The following is a 17800-nucleotide window of genomic DNA, read 5'->3' as shown; positions in this document are numbered from 1 at the left end:
TCTCTCATCTCTTCGATTGTTCTTAGGCGAACTCACTTTTGTTTGAGGGCGATCGTACTCTTTAGTCTAAACTCCAGAAGCTGAGCGGGTAAAAAGAAGGAAGAAGGAATTGGGTACAATTCCTATGATTATTAGCTGGCTTCTCCAAAGCGATAGCCTCTGCCGTAGACTGTGTGAATTAGCACAGATTCGCCCGGGGCTTCTATTTTACGCCGCAGCAGGCGAACTTGAGCTGCTAATACATTGCTGCTGGGTTTTTCTGCTTCACTCCACAAATACTGGTGGATTTGTTCATGTGTTAGCAATTGACCGGGATGGCGCATTAAGTATTCTAACAACTGACATTCTTTTTCTGATAAGTCAATTGTACGATCGCCCCGATAAGCTAATTGATTGTCGTAGTCTAGCTGTAAATCTGCAACTTGCAGCCGCCCGACAGCAACCTCGGCATCAAAAGTAGGAGGCCGCCGCAGCAATGCGCGGACTCTGGCTAGCAGTTCTCGCAGTTCAAAAGGTTTGACTAAATAGTCGTCTGCACCGGCATCGAGTCCTTGTACGCGATCGTCTACCGTATCTTTGGCGGTGAGAAATAGCACTGGCGTATTCCGTCCTTGCGATCGCAAATTCTGGCAAATTGCCAGTCCGGTTTGTCTCGGCAGCATCCAATCCAAAATTAGCAAATCGTAATTGCCCTGCATTGCTAAATTGCTGCCACTTGCTCCATCGAATGCCACATCAACTATATAACCTTCGCGGGTTAAAACTCGACTCAAAGGGTCAGTCAACTCAACTTCATCATCAACTAAAAGAATCCGCATCCTGATTTTAAATTTTAAACTTGAGACTTGAGGTTAAGTAAACTAATTTTTGCTACCTTTTAAAATGTGTAATACTCTCCGATTCGCTGCAAGCTGCTGCTACCCATTCCTGGATGGCAGGCAGTGCCAAAATCGCATCCGCATAAGCTTTTGCTGATGAATCTAATTGGACTTCGTAAGTGACAAAACGCATTACCACCGGGGCAAACATAGCGTCAACAACTGTGAATTTTCCGAACAGCATATTGCCACCTGTTCCGAATTTTTGGCGGCATTCACGCCAAATGGCAAAGATGCGATCGATATCTGCTTCTACACCGGGAGTCATCCCTTCTCCCGGATAGCGCTTGCGGCAGTCCATCGGCATATTTTCGCGCAAATTTTGGAACCCCGCGTGCATTTCGGCGCAGATGGAACGGGCGATCGCCCGTTCCGCTAGATCTGCCGGCCACAAATCATTAGCAAAGCGTTCTGCAACGTATTCGCAAATTGCTAAAGATTCCCACACTTTTAGGTCACCGTCGATTAAAACTGGCACTTTTCCCGAGGGAGAATAGCGCCGAATTTCCTCATGGGTTGTCGGCCAGCCTAAGGGGATTCTCACCTCGGCAAATTCCAGTCCAGCTTGTTTCATCGCCAGCCAAGCACGCAGCGACCAAGAGGAATAATTTTTGTTGCCAATAACAAGTGTCAATTCGGTCATAGTTTAGCCGTCAGTTATTTGCGATCGCCCGTTAAATTTTAAGTTTTAGAGTTGAATACACAAAGGCGTGATACACAATGGCGATCGCGCGAGTGTCCAGTTTTCTCGACCAGCCTCTGCAAGCATTTTACACTAACAGCCTCCCAGCGTTCCACGTTTTTCTGCAAACTTCGATCGGGGGGCTTGATCGAACACGCTTGATTTCACATGGGAGGAGAAGCCTGTGACCCTGGGGAGGCTGGCGTGGTTAGCGGTAGGTACGGCTACTGTATAGTCCATTTCCTCGTCCTCTAGACCGCCGCCTGAGAGGATTTCATCTACTGTAATTTTCAGGGAATCGGGGTCTACACTGTGAAATTATCCGTCAAATTCTTGAGTGTCAAACTCTTAATTTTTTTCCATACTGACCGCCCTTTAAAAAAGTGACTAAATATAATATATACCCAAACAAAGGATCGAGCAATACCCGAAATTTATTTTTCGCTATGAACTCTATGTGTTATTCTGAGTTTGGTAAAAGCTGTTTCTGCTTGTACCCCGATCGCCCCCTTCCCACATTGAAAAATTTACACTCTAAAAATTGACATGATTACTGTTGCACTTCCCAAAGGCGGACTATTAGGAGATAGCATTCGGCTGTTTAAATCGGTTGGATTAGACTTCAGTGCTTTTCTCGATTCTTCTAATCGACAACTTCAAATTTATGACCCTAGCGGAACTGCAAAAGCTTTGCTAGTAAGAACGCACGACGTGCCGGTTTATGTGGAATACGGTCAAGCCGATTTGGGGATTGCTGGTTATGATGTTTTGCGGGAAAAAAATCCGAAAGTTGCCAATTTAATTGATTTAAAATTTGGCAAGTGTCGGCTGTCTGTGGCGGTGAAGGAATCTAGTTCTTACCGGCGAACGGTGGATTTGCCTCCTCACGGTAGAGTTGCTTCTAAGTTCGTACACTGTGCGAGGGAATATTTTCACAATTTGAATTTGCCGGTGGAAATTGTGCCGCTTTACGGTTCTGTGGAGTTGGGACCGATTACGGGTATGTCCGAGGCTATTGTGGATTTGGTTTCGACTGGCAAAACATTGCGGGAAAATGGTTTGGTGGAAATTGATGTTTTGTTTGAAAGTTCGGCTTATTTAATCGGTCATCCTTTGAGTTACCGTTTGAATACGGGGGGAGTTAATGAGTTGATCGGGAAGTTGAGAGAGCAAGTTTTGACGACTGTTTGATGGTCTAAAACTAGAGTTTTCTCATAATACCCATTTAAAAAAGTCTTGCTACAATCCTCAATCTTATACCAATTATCAAAACTCAAAGCGAACAGGCACGGCAATGCCGTGTCCTAATCCCCGCGCCGGACACGGCATTGCCGTGTCCCTACAGACGATCGCGTACTTTTCAAAATTGGTATAGGTTTGTAGGCAGGACTTTAGTGGTTATGTGCGCTAATAAAGAGGACTGAAGTCCTCACTACGAACGGGATTATTTTAGCTTCGCTTTTGCTTTTAGGTGCGCTAAGAAAGAGGACTAAAGTCCTCACTACGAACTGGTTCTATTTAGCTCATCTCAGAGCTGCTAGTTGCAGGTATCAAACCTAGTTTTTCCTGGCAGCGGTTTATATAAAAACTGACGACTGTATCAGCAGGGTTTTGTTCGATTAGTTGCTGAAAATATCCTAAGGCAGCGACAAATCTTTCGGATTGCCATCCTTGAATTCCTTTGTCAAATAAAACCTGGGTAAGCTGCTTTGCTTCAGAGTCGGGACAGGAGGCGGCCCAGATTTCGTAGATTTCTATAGCTTGCTGCTTGCCACGCGGAGTTACTCGATCGATCCAGCGATAGTAATAATTGTTGCTTGGCAAATCGCTGTCGGCAGCAGTCGCCCCAGAAGTAGAAATAATAGTCTCCTGTGTTTCCACTTCCAAATCGCACTTTAATAATAGACTTTCTTTTGAGTTTGAGTTTGGACTTATGCCATTTAGAAATTCTCTCGCATGAACGATCGCATTTTCGCTAACAATAATTTGGCAGCCGTATATTTTAGTTAAATTTTCTAGCCTAGAAGCTGTATTTACCACATCGCCGATGACTGTAGAGTCCATGCGGCGATCGGAACCCAAAGTGCCGATCATGCCGATACCTGTGTTAATTCCCGTACCAATATTGACTGGAGATTCTAAATTGTATTTGTGACGGCTGGCATTAAATTCTTGCAAAGTTTCTTGCATTGCTACTGCGGCTTCGATCGCATCCATAGCGTGAGAATTCGGCTTGTCAAATACTGCCATGATTGCATCGCCTAGGTATTTGTCAATAAACCCACCGTGAGACGTTATGCAATCGTTCATTTTAGTGAAAAAAGCGTTCAACCATTCAAAAGTCTCCCGAGCTTCTTGAGATTCGGCGATCGCAGTAAACCTGCGAATGTCGCAAAATAAAATACTCAGCTCTTCTTCTGTGACATTTCCCAACTGAATAGATTCTATTCCTTGCGGCGCAATTCGTCCGAGAAGTTGCTCGGGCACAAAGAGCTGAAATTTTTCGGACAGATATTCGTTTGCCTCCCAAGCTGCGGCGATTTGGCGTTTGCTTTGCTCTTTGACTTGCTGGTTGAATTGGGAAGATACAGCTTGCGATCGCATTTGACTCAACTGCAAAATATTTTCAACTTTCGCCAGCAACAAACGACTGTTAAAAGGCTTGGTCAAATAATCATCTGCCATCATTTCTAACCCTCGGAGTCGAGAGGTATCGTCGTCGAGGGCAGTCAAAAAAATCACCGGTACAGTTTGCAATGCTGTATCCTTCCGCAGGCGATCGCACACATCAAAACCGTCCATCTCCGGCATCATAATATCTAATAAAATTAAATCAGGTCGAGATGCGCGGGCGAGGGAGAGCGCTTCATCGCCAGATAGCGCTGATACTGTGGCGTATCCTTTCAGGTGCAATAACTCTTCCAGTAAAGTCAGATTAGCTGGCTCGTCATCAACCAACATGATGCAGGGCGACTTGTTTGACATGGAATATGATAGGTAAAGTTTAGTCACCGATCGGCAAGGACAAAGGATTTAGGTATTTAGCTAGGATTGACGCACGATCGCCTAGAAATCGGATTTTTTCTGAAAATACTGCATCCAGACTTTTAATCGGGGTAAAAAACCCGGTTTCCTTAGTCTAATAGCGTCCAGAACTGATTGTGCTGTATTCTTTAGCCTTTCCCCTCGTTTCTGAAAAGAGATGTCCCCGATCGCCGTAATACTTGAGTTAGCTTAATAGAAGTTGATTTTACATTCAATCTAAAATTTCTCTACTGCTATTGAGTTTAGCGTTTCGCGTCATAAAATGTAATAAATTACACCTCTGTGGCAGTGAACCCAGCATTAGTGGCAGTTGGAAAAGTAGGAGGCCCAGCAGTGGCAAATACAATAGTGCGATCGAAGACAGCCTGACGTAGGGCTGTTTTCTTTTTCCCTAATAGTCCTGGACGCACGGGTGGCCAGAAACCGGGTTTTTTTACGCAAATCCTCTGCTGTAGTCCGCAGATTAGGTAAAAAACCCGGTTTCTTTGTCGGGAGTGCGTAAGTTCTGCCTAAAAAACCGATTCCTACGATCCGTTATCAGTCCAGAGGTGTCAAATCAGTGCGATCGGGCAAAGCAAACACAACTTTCAATCGGATATCGGGGACTCGCTGGCGACACAACTGAAGATGTCCGTCGGCATCCGATCGACTGCGGTATCGCCCGACAATCGCCCACTGCAAATTGGGAAGCAAACGGGCAACCGCCCAAGGCTTGAGGCACTCTTTATAGGTCATAATTGGTTTATCTCCATTGCAAAAGGGAGCCAGAGCCAGCGCGGACACTTGGTAGGTAGAGGCGCTGGCTTTTGACTTGATTATTTATTTTATAGCGCTAGCGCATATACGTCAATGCGTATGTTTGAATACGTAGGTGTGAAAGTTCTAGTTCTGACACTGAAATACTCATAAGCTAATGGGTATGTATCGAGTAAAAGTTAGAGTCAAAGAGCTTTGCGAAGAGCGGAACTGGAGCCTTAACGAACTAAGCAGACGTTCTGGTGTCACATACACTACCGTTCGCCGTTATGCAATGCAGCCAATGGCGAAGATAGAAATAGACCCAGTTAGCCGTATTAAGGAAACATTTGGCTGTTCTTGGGATGAGTTGTTGGAATTGCTTGGGGATGGTTCTTTTGAGGAGTGAGTGCGATCGCTGCTTCATTTTCACAGTATCAATCCCATCACCTAAATCTGTTCCAGGCTACATTTTGGGAGGACATCCGTCTCCCTCAGGACCACCTAATGGATGATCGATATCTCGAACTGGATAGCCGTAGGTTGAATAATCAATGTAGCAATCGGCTGCATTTGTTAGCTTTAGAACAATCCTATTGAACAACGTATAGAGAGCATTTGTGGTCATGACTAAACCAGGATACTGATCGGACAAGTAACGGCTGCCATGAGCTGGTTTATTGCGCTCTCTCAGCGCCGCCTTCTCAACCTCTCCAATCTTAAGAGATATTAAATTGAAGAATTCATCGTACTTCATGTTGGAACTTTTGTCATTTAGGTTGCCCAACTTGTTTCTCAATATATTTATTGCTGCACATTTTTTTATCGCTTCGTCCAAGTTAGCTGTAACATCCTCAAAAGTCTTTAAAAGAGGTTCCTTGATTGCTGTTTTCCACACATTCTTAGGAAGAAGCGTGGTTTCCAGGTTATAATACGAATCTCTCAGTGATTCTATTGCTGCCCCAAGATGTGCTGCTCGTACATCTAGAGGCGATACTTGACCCAACCACAGTAGAAAAAGTGGATATTCCATATTTAAATCTTTCATCTTAGCAGCAACAGCATTAACGATGGAGGACACCTTATTCTCGTCTACAAAACTCTGTTGTAGAGTAGGGTCAAGAGGCGTAGGAGGCATACTAGGTTGCTTGTAAGCATTTGCTTCTCCTAATAAACAGACTTTCTTTACTGTGTAACTCACACGATCTCCTCCTTCTGCAAGGGATGTGGAACCAGCACTAACTACCTGTCTGCCGATTGTGAAGGATAAAGACGCTAAGATAATCTGTTTGGTATTCTCTGAAGGCAAGCAGTTATTTATATCTGAAAACTCTATGAATCCAGGTAGAGTTTTCGGGTCGGAAACCTTCTCTGTAACTTTTCCTACAACTAGCGACCAGTTCTTTCCCTCTACTGTACAATCACAGCAAAAGTGATCGAAAGCCATATGTTCTTTTCTACTACTGCGCTCAATTTTATCTCGCTCGCTTCGTTTTCTAGTAAAGGTATCGTACTGTTCTCGTGTGGTAGCCCTACTAAGAATATATGGCTTCAACGAAAAGTTAATAATCCATTCTACATGGGTAGTAATTGGGGCTTCACAATTGATAACTTCAACCTCATTAACTTCTGCGTTAATAAATATTTTTTGCTCTAAAAGCTTAGAATTAGATGAACGTAGAGACACTCCCTTTAGTCGGACTAACTCGCCAAATTCAGTAGTTCCAAGTGTGTCTTCTAAGTATGGTAAAAATTCACCGGCACGTAGATTTTTTATACGATCATCTTGCGAAAAATCAAAATCTCCATTTCCCTTGCCCAGTGCCAGTAGCTTTAGATCTGACCCTCTTGAAAGTTCTACTTTTTCTATACATAAGGGAAAAATGCCATGTTGAGTAACTTTAAAATTGAGAGAATCAGGAATACAGTTCCATTCCAACCAGTCTAGATTTGCCATATTCTCCTGCGGATTAAACGATCTATTAGTAATTTTTTTTGTCTACACTCGCCAAATTAATCTTGGATGCGATCGCCCTCCGAGACATTACAGAGTGCGATCGCTTAATTGAACAAAAACAACCCCGGATCGACGTGAAAAAACCTCCCCAAAGCCTCAGCTTGTTTCTTAGTGATTTCTAGCCGATCGTTAATTACCTCAACTACCGCCTCACTTGAACCCATAATTTCTACTAAATCCTCTGCTTCTAGACTCCGAGCATCCATCAAATGCACCAACCTTGACTTGGGCGTTGAGGTATTAAGTTGATAGTGCAGATCTTCAAAATCCTCAATCAGTTTTACCAGCAATTCTAATAGCGCATCTTCTTCGGGAGTCAGATTTTGACGAGAGAGTAATCCTTCAACAATCTCCAAAAAAATCTCGTTTTCCTCTTCAGTTTTGATAATTCGAGGCTGATATTGAGAGAGCAAGCTACTGTAAATTTTTAGGTCAAAAGTAATAGTCATTTTTCCAGGTTTCCTTGTCATACTCGGCGTGAGTGAAAACGTATTTTATATAAATAATTTGCTTTTCATAGTTAATACTCGCGATTAAGCGATATTTATTTCCTTTGATATTAAAAACTGTAAAATTTCCAACTGCTTCAGCTTTGAGATAAACAGCTTGAACTTCAACAAGATTAGTCCAGGCTGCTTTACTGGCAATTTTATACCAGTCATCGAGCGCTTCGCCGGAATCAGCGTGACTTTGGCAGTAGTCTCTTAATTTTTTCCGACTGATAACGTGCATTTAGCTATCATTATGATATTTTCTAGATGTCTGAATCCCGTCATCATCTATTATATAGCGCGTCTAAATCATTTCAAGCAAATTTTTCTTGGCACTTTGATGGACAAGCTTTTCTCATCCCGCGCCAGCTAAGAGTTACTTTGAGAAGCTTTGTATAAATGCTGTTTAAGTGAGAAAAGAACGGACTGTAGCGATCGTCAAATTCAAATCCAGCGGCTTGCTCAAATAAGCAGAAGCGCCCGCTTCCAAACATCGATCGCGATCGCCTGGCATCGCCATCGCCGTCACCGCAATCATCGGTACCGACTGCCAGACAGGATCTGCTTTAACTCGGCGCATCAACTCAAAACCGTCAACATCCGGCAACTGAATGTCCATCAAAATCAAATTCGGCAGCAACTCCGGGGCCGCAGAGGCGGCGAGAATACGATCGACCATCGCCTTCCCATCCGCGAGTATCTCTACCTCGTACCCCTCCAATTCCATTACCTCACAAATTAACATTTGGTTAAAAGGCTGGTCTTCTACAACCAAAATCCGCTTCCTGCCAATTCGTAAAGCCATCGCAGAAGCAGGGACTAGCTTGGAATCCAAGGCACAAGAAGCAAAGTTTCCCAACTCTTGACGCATCTCCGTCAAAGGCAGCCAAACGCGGAAAACACTTCCCCGATCGCAAACTGATTGAAAAGAAACAGTCCCCCCGTGCAATTCTGCCAGTCGCTTCGTCAAAGCCAAACCCAAACCTGTACCTTCGTGGCGCCTAGTCAGGGAAGAATCCACCTGTTGAAAAGGTCGAAATAGCAAGTGCCAGCGGTCTTGAGGAATGCCTATACCGGAGTCTTTCACCTCAAAACACAAATAAGGAGTGCTGGCATTTACAGGAGAACAATCCGGCCGATAGTCGTCGTTTATTTCGCTGCCATAGGCCAGACGCCCGATGAGTTTAACTTGTCCTTGTTCTGGGGTAAATTTGATGGCATTGGAAAGTAAATTGATCGCAATTTGTCGCACTCGCCGTTCGTCGAGCCAAACTTTAGTAATGCGATAGTCGAATTCTAAAGATAAAGCTATCCGCTTTTTGTCTGCCCGAGGCTGCATCATTTTCAAACAGTCGGTCGCGAGTTCGTGAACGCGAACCGGCTGTAAGTTTAGTTCTACTTTCCCCGCTTCAATTTTAGAAAGATCGAGAATATCGTTGATTAGCTGCAACAAGTGCTGGCCGCTTTTTTCGATCAGTTCTACATAGTTGATTTGTCGATCGCTCAAGTGTCCGGCTGTTTGCCGCAGCAGCAAGTCTGAAAAGCCGAGAATGCTGTTGAGTGGCGTCCGCAATTCGTGAGACATCGAGGCTAAAAACTCGGATTTTAACTGAGAAGAATACTCTAATTGTTTGTTAACTTGGCGCAGATTTTCTTGTGTCTGAGTCCGCTCGATCGCCGCCCCCAGAGTCCGGCAAGCAGCCTCCAGAACTTCTTGGTGGAGGGCGGTTTGCAGTTTTTTGACGTTGCGGGACTCCAGCGTCAGTACGCCGATAATTGTACCGTCGGTGGCTGCGATCGGAAAAATGCCCAGTTGTCCAATTCCCGGATGCCGAAATTCCGGCACGGCATTGGGATGTTGGGCATAATCCTCGACGAACAAAGGTTGACCGGTTTTCACCACTTCCCACAGCAAACCGGTGCCGTAGGGAATGCCTTTGTCTAGCAATTCTTGCATTCCTGCGGCTACTGGTTCCCCGTAAGTAGCCAGAAATTGAGTAGAAACTTGGTTATAAATCGCCGCCGCAAGCCGATCGTTTCCCTTGCCGCTAATCACCTTGACATCTCCGAAAGCTGCATTCATTGCCCCTACCAGATAGGTGAGGGCAAACTGACCTATTTCTTGCAAACTGTGAGAGTTTTGCAACCGTTCAGTTAAACCTAACAGAAATGTCAGCCGCCGGACTTCTGCGTTCAAGCTAGCTTGGGAGTTTTGGTATACCGTAACATCTCGAAAGGTAAACAGCCGTCCGCCGCTGTTGGTAATCGTGGCGCACACCTCCAAACAAACCGCATTGGATTGCTCGAAATAAAATGATAAACTTTCATCCTGAGATTTTTCCAGTGCTTGCTGAAACTGTTGCCACTGCTGAACTGACAAGTAACCCCGATCGACAATTTCGGCAAACAGCACATCGCACTTGGGCTTTGTTGCGAGCCATTCAGGGGACAGTCCCCAGATTCCGGCCAATTTTTTGTTAAACAAAACTAAGCAGTCAGACGAGTCGAACAGAGCGATCGCATTGTCTACTTGATTGAGAATTAGTTCTTGGTTTGCCCTCAACTGCTGCCAGTCTATCTCCATTTTTTTTGTGTCTGTAGCTCTTAGTTTTGTTGTCATAACTTTCTACGGATATGGCAAAAGCGATCGATCCCCCTTTACTTAATTTGACATAATTTTAGGTTTTTTGGCAGTGAGGGCGATCGATCTGCCTTGTGATCTCAGACACTTGCTTGTTTCGTAGGGCGATCGGAGCCAGCTTTGAACTGCATCGGCTACACTGCTTAATCATCAGGTAATAAGGAGGGAAAGCATGATGACAGAAGGAGAATCTTGTAATAACAATGCTGTCGAAGTTGATGTCCTCTGACTTGAAACTATTGTGTTTCACCCTGTGCTAAATTTACCCATAATAAAAACTAATTGGTGTGATAATAAAAGAGCATATGTCAAAATGCAATCACGACTTTACCCTTAAACTGTATTAGCAATAACTTGGTTATTTCGATTAACCGATCGAGCAAATGTTGCGTTAAATACAACAGGGGTAAGGTGTGCCCTAAGCACGCGAAGGAAGTGATATCGTTTTTGATTGCATCGGTATTGTTCAAATGTCCAAACAGTCAGTTGTCCCGAAATCATAATTTTAGTCAACTGTCAACTGTCAACAATCATCTCGCTCGTGCAACTGGAATTGATATGATATCAGTTTCAAAAAAGCAACTTTAGGGTCGTGTTCCCAACCCATAGACAATCAGTTATTCCCACTTCTTTAATCTAAAATAGTTCGACTGAGCGCTCACCCCGAAGTCTAAAATCTAAAATGGTATGAGTTATTACGATCGCACTTATGAGTAAGGTGCGCCATAAGCGCCCTACAAATGTGATTAAGTGCGATCGCACTTAATGTTTCTTAGGCTTTTGAGGAAAAGGAATGCCCAAACTTTCGTGAAAAACAAGCTGAGTTTTATAAGTCAAGCGCCGGTTAACTTGTTTGATAATTTTTTCCAAAAGCGCATCGCCGGTTTTTTCTATCAAAGGCTGAGACATCGATCGAATAAACTTGGGAAAGCAAACTCCCACAGCCAAATCCAGCTTCCACGTAGCACTGGTAATCGCAGGTGGCAGCTTAGCACGTTCCGAGCTCGGCCAATCGGCGGCAAACTCCTGAGACGGTATCTCCACTAGCTTCATCGCCGATCGAAAATCCACCTCATACCCCGGCGAGGTATAATTCGGAACCGGAATAGTCTTAATCAAATAGCAGCCTTCAGCGTCAGGAGGCAGCAACTCTAAACCAATTCTCGCTTCAACGCAGTAGCCAAAAGCCCCAAAACGCCCGATTAATAAATCATAGCCGTTTTCGCCGAGCGGCTGGGCCTTCATCGGCGAAGCGCACTGGCAAAACCAAGTCTTGTGGTTGTTCAAATGCTTCGCCACCGTCTCCGCATCCGCGTACATCTCCATGCTGTCTTCAAAATGCGTGTGAAACCAAATCGGCTCAACTTCCTCTCCTGCCTCCGCGCTGCCACTTTCGGGCTGTCGGAAACTCACATCTGGGTAGTAATTTTGGTCAGAAGTTTCAAAAGTTTGATATTCAGCGGAATCCTGCTTCATCCTATGCTCTCCTGTAATACGCGCCAATGGATCTAGTTGGGGATGTGTTAAGAGAGTTTCCTCCCTACAATTGAGAAGTCGATAGTAACAAAACTTACCCTAGTTCAGCATAACTCGACTTATGAAAGCATTTGTAGCAGGAGCCACAGGTCAGACTGGCCGCCGAATCGTCGCAGAATTGGTCAAGCGAGGCATTCCCGTGCGCGCTTTAGTCCGAAATCTAGAGACAGCTAGGCAAATTTTACCACCGGAGGCTGAGTTAGTGACAGGGGATGTATTAAATGCGACTTCCCTGGGCGATGCCATCGGCGATAGTACGGTGTTGCTGTGCGCGACAGGGGCAGCCCCTGGTTTTGACCCGACAGCGCCTTACAAGGTGGATTTTGAAGGTACTAAAAATTTGGTGGATGCAGCTAAGGCTAAGGGAATTGAGCATTTTGTGCTCGTGACTTCTCTGTGCGTCTCTAACTTTTTTCACCCGCTGAATTTGTTCTGGCTGATTCTGGTTTGGAAAAAGCAAGCCGAGGAGTATTTGCAAAAAAGCGGCTTGACTTATACGATCGTCCGTCCGGGCGGTCTCAAAAATGAGGATAATTCAGATGCGATCGTCATGGCTGCTGCGGACAAACTATCAGACGGTAGCATTCCCCGCACTAAGGTAGCCCAAGTGTGCGTGGAGGCGCTGTTTGAGCCGACTTCTCGCAACAAGGTTGTGGAAATTGTGGCGAAGTCGGAGGCTCCGCAAAAGAGTTTTGAGGAGTTGTTTGCTGCTGTGATTTGATTGAATTAGGCTCGCTTGGGTTCGGTGCGTCAGACAAAAAACAATTTGATTTGGGTCAAAGATTTGGGCTGACGCACGCTACACCAATTTTCCGATCGCCAAATCTGGCAAAATCTTAATAGTTTTACTATTCGCCGTTGAAATTTCCCTCTCTCAGCATGAAAACTCTCAAGTGGCCAGCTTGGTTCCCCTATCCGATTTCGTGGTTAAGGGCATTTGCTCTCGCTCAGAGTTTTAGTTTTGTCCTTCGCAGGGGCATTCCTTTTGTCAGCGACGATATCGGCTTTCTGACTCTACTGCTGGCGGCTTGGCTGATTCAGTTACCTTTGTTTTCTATTTGTCACTTTTTAGCCGTCAAAATCTTAAATCCCTTACTAATTACGCTGCCGAGCCGCTTTCGCGTTGCGCGCAAGTTCAAGCGCCGACACACGGGTATGCGATCGCACTTGCGAGAAGGCTTGAATGCTTTAGTAGTGATTTTTTTTGCATTCAATCTGTCACTGTTGGTGCAACTTGCGATTTTTTATTGGCCCGCGCGATCGATCGATCCGGCTCAATTACTAACAGGAGTATCTACTCTAACAAATGTTGCGATCGCCGGTGAATTCGATTTCTGGCTCATCAAATTGGCTGGGGTTTTATCGAGTTTAACCCTGTTAGCGGCGCCGCTATATCAATACGATTTTCGGGTGCGCCGGATGCGGGCGGCTCGAAGATTAGCCGAAATGGCGGATATGGAAATGACTTGGCTAGAAGCTGAGAAATTGGGCCGTCGAAAAAGGGGTTTGCTGAGGCGATCGGAAATTCAAATACTCGGATTTCTACTTTTAATCGGCGCTGTGATTGGCGGCGGTGTTTTTTTTGTTGCCAATTTGCGGGGAAATCAGCAGTTGTCACAGTCGGCGAGTGAGGGGAGACAATCTCCGCCGCTGGCGATGAAAACCGGCGATCCTTACATTCGAGCCTTAATGCGTACTATTTCTGCTAGCGAGTCGAATGTTTCTCGGCCTTATCACGTTGTTTACGGTGGCAAATACGTATTAGATTTGAGCCGCCATCCTGACTGGTGCGTGAAAATTGTTAACGGCCCGAATCGGGGCAAGTGTTCTACGGCAGCGGGCAGGTATCAATTTCTGACTACGACTTGGAAGGAGAAGGCTAAGCGCTATCATGCCCGTCCTGCTAATTTTTTATTCTGGGAAGATTACAGTTTTGAACCAGAAGATCAGGATGCTGTGGTTTATGCTTGGTTGAGCGATCGCAAGTTTTGGAAAGTTGATATTTCTGAGATGTTGCGGCAGGAAAGATTAATTGAGGTATTGCGGATGCTTTCAGGAACTTGGACGAGTTTGGGATATGGAATTGAGAACAATTCTATGAGTTCTCGTTTGCCGAAAGTCTACCGGGAAATGCTGCGCGAAGAATTGGCAAATCCTGGTTCTTAGGGAGTTAAATCTTCGCTGTTAACAGTTAATTGTTAACAGTTAATTGTTAACAGTTAATTGTTAACAGTTAACGAATGTTATTGGTTATTAACAAGCCAAAGCGATTAAAAAATAACCACTAACAAGTAACGAGTAACTAATCCCTCAATTTTGGTAAAAATGCTGTCAGGCATTTGTACAATTCTAATCCCGGCGCAGCTTGCAGCGGATAAAGCTTGTCGAAATTAATTGGGTTTCCCGGTGCTAATTTCCACTCGGTTTGCTGTGCTGTTTTCGGGGAAATTTCGATCGCTACCGTGATGTTAATAATGTTGTTCTGCTGGGGGATTCCCCGGAAGCAGTAACTTTTTCCCGTGCGTTTGTCGGAATCGCTGCCGGTGATGTATATATCTTGTTTGCGAAATTGGATTTCTCGAAAAGGTCGATCGAGCACAAAGGAGTCTCGGTAGCGGTAGTCTCCGTCGGGTAAGCTTTGGACAGTCGGCCTGATTTGAGCTAGAACTGTTGGTGTTGCAAGAGTTAGGAGAGTGAATTTTAAAATTGGCAGTTTGCAGTCAAACATGGGCCGGGTAGGGGTAACTTAAAAATTAAAAATAGTAACAATATAGCTGAGATTTTTTTAAAGTGTAGATAAACAATAGTCCCGACTGTTTTTAGCTCGCAGTCTGAAACCCTAGATTTTCCGTTGGTAGCTCGATAGCCGAATCGCCTTGAAACCCTTATTCTACGGTTGGCAATCAAAAACTGTCCGAAGTATTGGATAAAGTGATTGAAGCACAAAGCATAAAATATTGTCAAAAACATGAAAAAATCTCAATCTCAGTCTTTAATTCTGTGGCGGCAAGTAGGTGGCGTGGCGGCTTTGCAGGGAGCAATCACCCTGACTTGGATGCTTTACCGATTGTATTTACCTCAACTTTTAGCTGGATTTGGTTTTGCAGGATTCGACAGGGGTATCGGAATTTTAGAGGATTCTTTGGCAATTACGATCGAACCTTTTGCTGGCTGGCTTTCTGACAAGCAGCGTCACTGGATGGGAACTCGTTTTCCGCTAATTGTTGTCGGCACTATTCTGTCGTCTGTGCTATTTATTGCGATTCCGGCTATTTTTATTTTCGGCAATCCAGTTTCGCCCCTGCGCTGGATGTTGCCTGTGGTAATAGTAGCTTGGTCGATCGCAATGGCGATGTTTCGATCGCCCGCAGTGTCGCTGTTGGGCCAATATGCAACTCAAAGCCAGTTGCCCCAAGCCATGAGTTTGTTGGTGCTTGTAGGGGGATTGGCTGGGGCGGCAAGGCCTGTTGCGGGAGATTTTATTCTGAATTTGGGGCCCGCTTTTGCTTTTGCTATTGGTTCGTTTGTATTGTTGGGTGCGGTGGCTTTTTTGCGATCGGTTAATCCTGATGCTGCGCTGTCGGAATTGCCACCGGATACTGCAATTTCCGAGACAGTTTCTATCACAGCGCTGGGATTAGTTGCGGTGACGGGCATGGCTGTTGCTTGGGGAAGTCGGGCGATGGGGGAACGGATTTTGCCCCATGTTTTCCAAACTCAAATCGCGGGTGTTGATAGTAAGTTGTTAATGGCGGGATTTACTTTGGCTTTAGCTGTTGCTTCTTTGCTGGCTGGGGTGATTGCGGTGCGCTTGGGAAACCAGCGGATGCTGTTGGGTGGATTGGTAGCAACGGCGGTTTTGCTGTTGGCAATGGTTTTTAGTCAGGGGTTGGTGATGGTGGCTGCGACTGTTTTGGCTGTGATTTTTACCAACAGTTTGATTACTACTGGTACAGTTCCTTTTGCTTTGTCTCTGGTACCTCCGCGCCGGGGAGGATTGGGCGTAGGGTTTTATTTTGGTGGTTTTTCACTGGGGATGACTTTTTACTCTGTGGTGTTTGTGGCACCAAACGTGGTTCCTGCTGTGACAACGGCGATTGTAGGGGCGATCGCCTTTTTGGTTGCTGGTGTCTGTGTCGTCGCGGGCGATCGGTTTAAACAAACGCGCCCTGTTACAAATTAATAAGAGTTATTATGCAGTTTAACTTGATCCCTGCCTATCGTGAATAATTATTTCATGATTTCATCTCTATTACCCATCTGAGGAACAATAGAAATATTGAGCAAGCCCTGAGAAATTTTACGGGCGCATATCTAGGGATTAATTGAGGATACTGCTATGTTTTGCCTGACGCGAGAAACACAAAATTTAGGGCGGGTTGAAACCGGAAATTCGGAACGGCGAGGCTCTATCACCTCTGCGTCCAAAACAATCCGCATTGCCCGATCGCGAGTTTACAAAGATGAGGCTTTGGTGTCGGCCGCGCTGGCGGAACTGCCAGCTCTTTTGGCATCCCTCGAAAGCTTTCGCGAGCGGTAAACTTTGGCTTTTGTATTGCTATATATGGCGCGTTGAGGTTTGTGATAGTGACTGCCAACCAAGCAGAGGCTGTGTTGATTGCACCTACAATCCTCCTCGATTTGAGTAGAGTTTTGCTGTACTGCGCTCGAACGGAACGCAGAAACCTGGTTGTTTACACAAAAACATTTCTACAGCGTTTTGTCCTGGTATAAAAACCAGGTTTCTTGGGTTTTTGTCAGTAAGTCCTGTGTTAACAAAATTTATTTGTGAGTGTCATCGGGTGCGATCGATGCCTCTACCTCTTGGGAGGAACGGCTTAACATAGAGTCGTGCAGGTGTTCACTGTGCTGCCGTTCTTGAGCCATTAATTCTCTGGCTTTTTCTTCAGTAATTCCCTCGCTAGGTGTTTCTAGCTCGTGGGAGGAACGGTTGAGCATAGAGTCTTGCAAGTGTTCGCTATGCTGCCTTTCTTGTGCAATTAGTTGTCTAGCTTTTTCTTCTGCGTTCATGAGTAGTTTCTCCAATTGCTTGTTAGAATCGATTCTTATATTAAGATGCCACAATTCGAGGGTAAATGTAGCAAGATTTACAGATTTTTTTACAAAAATTTGTATGATAAAAAGTTGAGTCTGCTGGCGGTGGGTATCGGGAGCGGTGGTTGCCGAGCTAAATTATTGCCAGACGCCGGAAAAGATATTCTTGACTGCGATCGCAATTCGATTTAAGTCTTCCTTCAGCAACGGCGGCCAAGAAACTCCTTTGCGCAGTCCTGCTTCAAATTGCTGCAAACCTTCTACTGACAGTAAATGCAGTGCCGAGATTAATTGTCGATCGAGCATTGGAGATTCTTGCAGGCCCTCAAACAATATTTTTAAAGCTAATAAAATCGATGTCACCTGTCCGGGTACCGGAGGCTGACCTTGTTTGAGACGCATCAGGAAGGCGTCGGGATTTTTCTTGGTTTCCAGGGCGGTTCCTTGGTCTATCAGAAAACTGCGGGCTGTTTTGTAATCCATTTGACGTGCGATCGATCTCCGGCAATTAATTAGCTGGCATTATATCACTTTATGTCTCGCTCAATCTGGTAATATCTTTCGATACAGGCTAAACTACAGCTACTCGTTAGGTGCGCCAGCCTTGTACCCGAAAGCTACTCGTGAGGTCGCATTGTCCAGTCAGGGTAAGAGCATCTCAATCATGCTTGACAAAAGCACTTGAGAATTTGCATCATATAGTCATTATTCATCGCAGCC

At 45.0% G+C, this 17800-nt stretch carries 18 protein-coding genes; 6 read left to right on the top strand and 12 right to left on the bottom strand.

Annotated elements, in window-relative coordinates; translation table 11 throughout:
- Positions 1 to 131 precede the first annotated feature (131 nt).
- Both rppA and QUA78_RS29180 read right to left on the bottom strand, forming a co-directional pair.
- Positions 132 to 818, bottom strand: a complete 687-nt coding sequence (gene rppA / locus QUA78_RS29185; protein WP_333399175.1) for a two-component system response regulator RppA — start codon at positions 816 to 818, stop codon at positions 132 to 134.
- 52 nt (positions 819 to 870) lie between these two features.
- Positions 871 to 1521 (bottom strand): glutathione S-transferase family protein, encoded by a 651-nt coding sequence (locus QUA78_RS29180; protein ID WP_333304485.1) that lies wholly within the window; start codon positions 1519 to 1521, stop codon positions 871 to 873.
- 585 nt (positions 1522 to 2106) lie between these two features.
- Here QUA78_RS29180 and hisG point away from each other — a divergent pair.
- Positions 2107 to 2751 (top strand): ATP phosphoribosyltransferase, encoded by a 645-nt coding sequence (gene hisG, locus QUA78_RS29175; protein ID WP_333304484.1) that lies wholly within the window; start codon positions 2107 to 2109, stop codon positions 2749 to 2751.
- Between the two features lie 327 nt (positions 2752 to 3078).
- On the opposite strand, the gene QUA78_RS29170 is transcribed toward hisG, so the two are convergent.
- Both QUA78_RS29170 and QUA78_RS29165 read right to left on the bottom strand, forming a co-directional pair.
- On the bottom strand, positions 3079 to 4545 hold the full coding sequence (locus QUA78_RS29170) for a response regulator (RefSeq protein WP_333304483.1): 1467 nt from the start codon (positions 4543 to 4545) through the stop codon (positions 3079 to 3081).
- Positions 4546 to 5142: 597 nt separating this feature from the next.
- Positions 5143 to 5340, bottom strand: coding sequence for a hypothetical protein (locus QUA78_RS29165; RefSeq protein WP_333304482.1), 198 nt, complete (start codon positions 5338 to 5340; stop codon positions 5143 to 5145).
- Between the two features lie 178 nt (positions 5341 to 5518).
- Between QUA78_RS29165 and QUA78_RS29160 the strand changes: the two genes are divergently transcribed.
- Positions 5519 to 5749: a helix-turn-helix domain-containing protein gene (locus QUA78_RS29160; protein WP_332990123.1), complete on the top strand. Its 231-nt coding sequence runs from the start codon at positions 5519 to 5521 to the stop codon at positions 5747 to 5749.
- A gap of 57 nt (positions 5750 to 5806) precedes the next feature.
- Here the strand turns inward: QUA78_RS29160 and QUA78_RS29155 are convergent, their stop codons facing one another.
- The 5 genes from QUA78_RS29155 to QUA78_RS29135 all read right to left on the bottom strand — a co-directional run bounded on the left by QUA78_RS29155 (position 5807) and on the right by QUA78_RS29135 (position 11965).
- Positions 5807 to 7297 (bottom strand): hypothetical protein, encoded by a 1491-nt coding sequence (locus QUA78_RS29155; RefSeq protein WP_333304481.1) that lies wholly within the window; start codon positions 7295 to 7297, stop codon positions 5807 to 5809.
- Between the two features lie 104 nt (positions 7298 to 7401).
- Positions 7402 to 7806: a transcriptional regulator gene (locus QUA78_RS29150; RefSeq protein ID WP_333304480.1), complete on the bottom strand. Its 405-nt coding sequence runs from the start codon at positions 7804 to 7806 to the stop codon at positions 7402 to 7404.
- A complete protein-coding gene (locus QUA78_RS29145) occupies positions 7790 to 8089 on the bottom strand; it encodes a type II toxin-antitoxin system HigB family toxin (protein WP_333304479.1) in 300 nt (99 codons plus the stop codon). The genes QUA78_RS29150 and QUA78_RS29145 overlap by 17 nt, the downstream gene beginning before the upstream one ends.
- A gap of 165 nt (positions 8090 to 8254) precedes the next feature.
- Positions 8255 to 10468: an ATP-binding protein gene (locus QUA78_RS29140; protein ID WP_333304478.1), complete on the bottom strand. Its 2214-nt coding sequence runs from the start codon at positions 10466 to 10468 to the stop codon at positions 8255 to 8257.
- A 783-nt stretch (positions 10469 to 11251) separates the two neighbouring features.
- Entirely contained in the window at positions 11252 to 11965 is a 714-nt protein-coding gene (locus QUA78_RS29135; protein WP_333304477.1) for a DUF1997 domain-containing protein, read from the bottom strand.
- Positions 11966 to 12086: 121 nt separating this feature from the next.
- Here QUA78_RS29135 and QUA78_RS29130 point away from each other — a divergent pair, with 121 nt between their 5' ends.
- A complete protein-coding gene (locus tag QUA78_RS29130; RefSeq protein ID WP_333304476.1) occupies positions 12087 to 12746 on the top strand; it encodes an NAD(P)H-binding protein in 660 nt (219 codons plus the stop codon).
- A 740-nt stretch (positions 12747 to 13486) separates the two neighbouring features.
- On the top strand, positions 13487 to 14191 hold the full coding sequence (locus QUA78_RS33000; RefSeq protein WP_445302387.1) for a glycoside hydrolase family 24 protein: 705 nt from the start codon (positions 13487 to 13489) through the stop codon (positions 14189 to 14191).
- A gap of 136 nt (positions 14192 to 14327) precedes the next feature.
- Here the strand turns inward: QUA78_RS33000 and QUA78_RS29120 are convergent, their stop codons facing one another.
- Positions 14328 to 14753 carry a hypothetical protein gene (locus tag QUA78_RS29120; RefSeq protein ID WP_333304474.1) on the bottom strand — a complete coding sequence of 142 codons (426 nt, stop codon included), beginning with the start codon at positions 14751 to 14753 and terminating at the stop codon, positions 14328 to 14330.
- A gap of 240 nt (positions 14754 to 14993) precedes the next feature.
- On the opposite strand from QUA78_RS29120, the gene QUA78_RS29115 reads away from it, so the two are divergent.
- Both QUA78_RS29115 and QUA78_RS29110 read left to right on the top strand, forming a co-directional pair.
- Positions 14994 to 16208: an MFS transporter gene (locus tag QUA78_RS29115; RefSeq protein WP_333304473.1), complete on the top strand. Its 1215-nt coding sequence runs from the start codon at positions 14994 to 14996 to the stop codon at positions 16206 to 16208.
- A gap of 156 nt (positions 16209 to 16364) precedes the next feature.
- Entirely contained in the window at positions 16365 to 16565 is a 201-nt protein-coding gene (locus QUA78_RS29110; RefSeq protein ID WP_333304472.1) for a hypothetical protein, read from the top strand.
- A 242-nt stretch (positions 16566 to 16807) separates the two neighbouring features.
- On the opposite strand, the gene QUA78_RS29105 is transcribed toward QUA78_RS29110, so the two are convergent.
- Positions 16808 to 17056: a hypothetical protein gene (locus QUA78_RS29105; RefSeq protein WP_333304471.1), complete on the bottom strand. Its 249-nt coding sequence runs from the start codon at positions 17054 to 17056 to the stop codon at positions 16808 to 16810.
- Between the two features lie 162 nt (positions 17057 to 17218).
- Complete coding sequence (locus QUA78_RS29100; RefSeq protein ID WP_172184826.1) at positions 17219 to 17563, bottom strand: Dethiobiotin synthetase; 345 nt, start codon at positions 17561 to 17563, stop codon at positions 17219 to 17221.
- Positions 17564 to 17800 lie beyond the last annotated feature (237 nt).

Source organism: Microcoleus sp. K4-B3 (genome assembly GCF_036704615.1).
GTDB lineage: Bacteria > Cyanobacteriota > Cyanobacteriia > Cyanobacteriales > Microcoleaceae > Microcoleus.
Note: the sequence above shows the minus strand (reverse complement) of the source record. Positions and strands in the feature narration are given on the sequence as shown.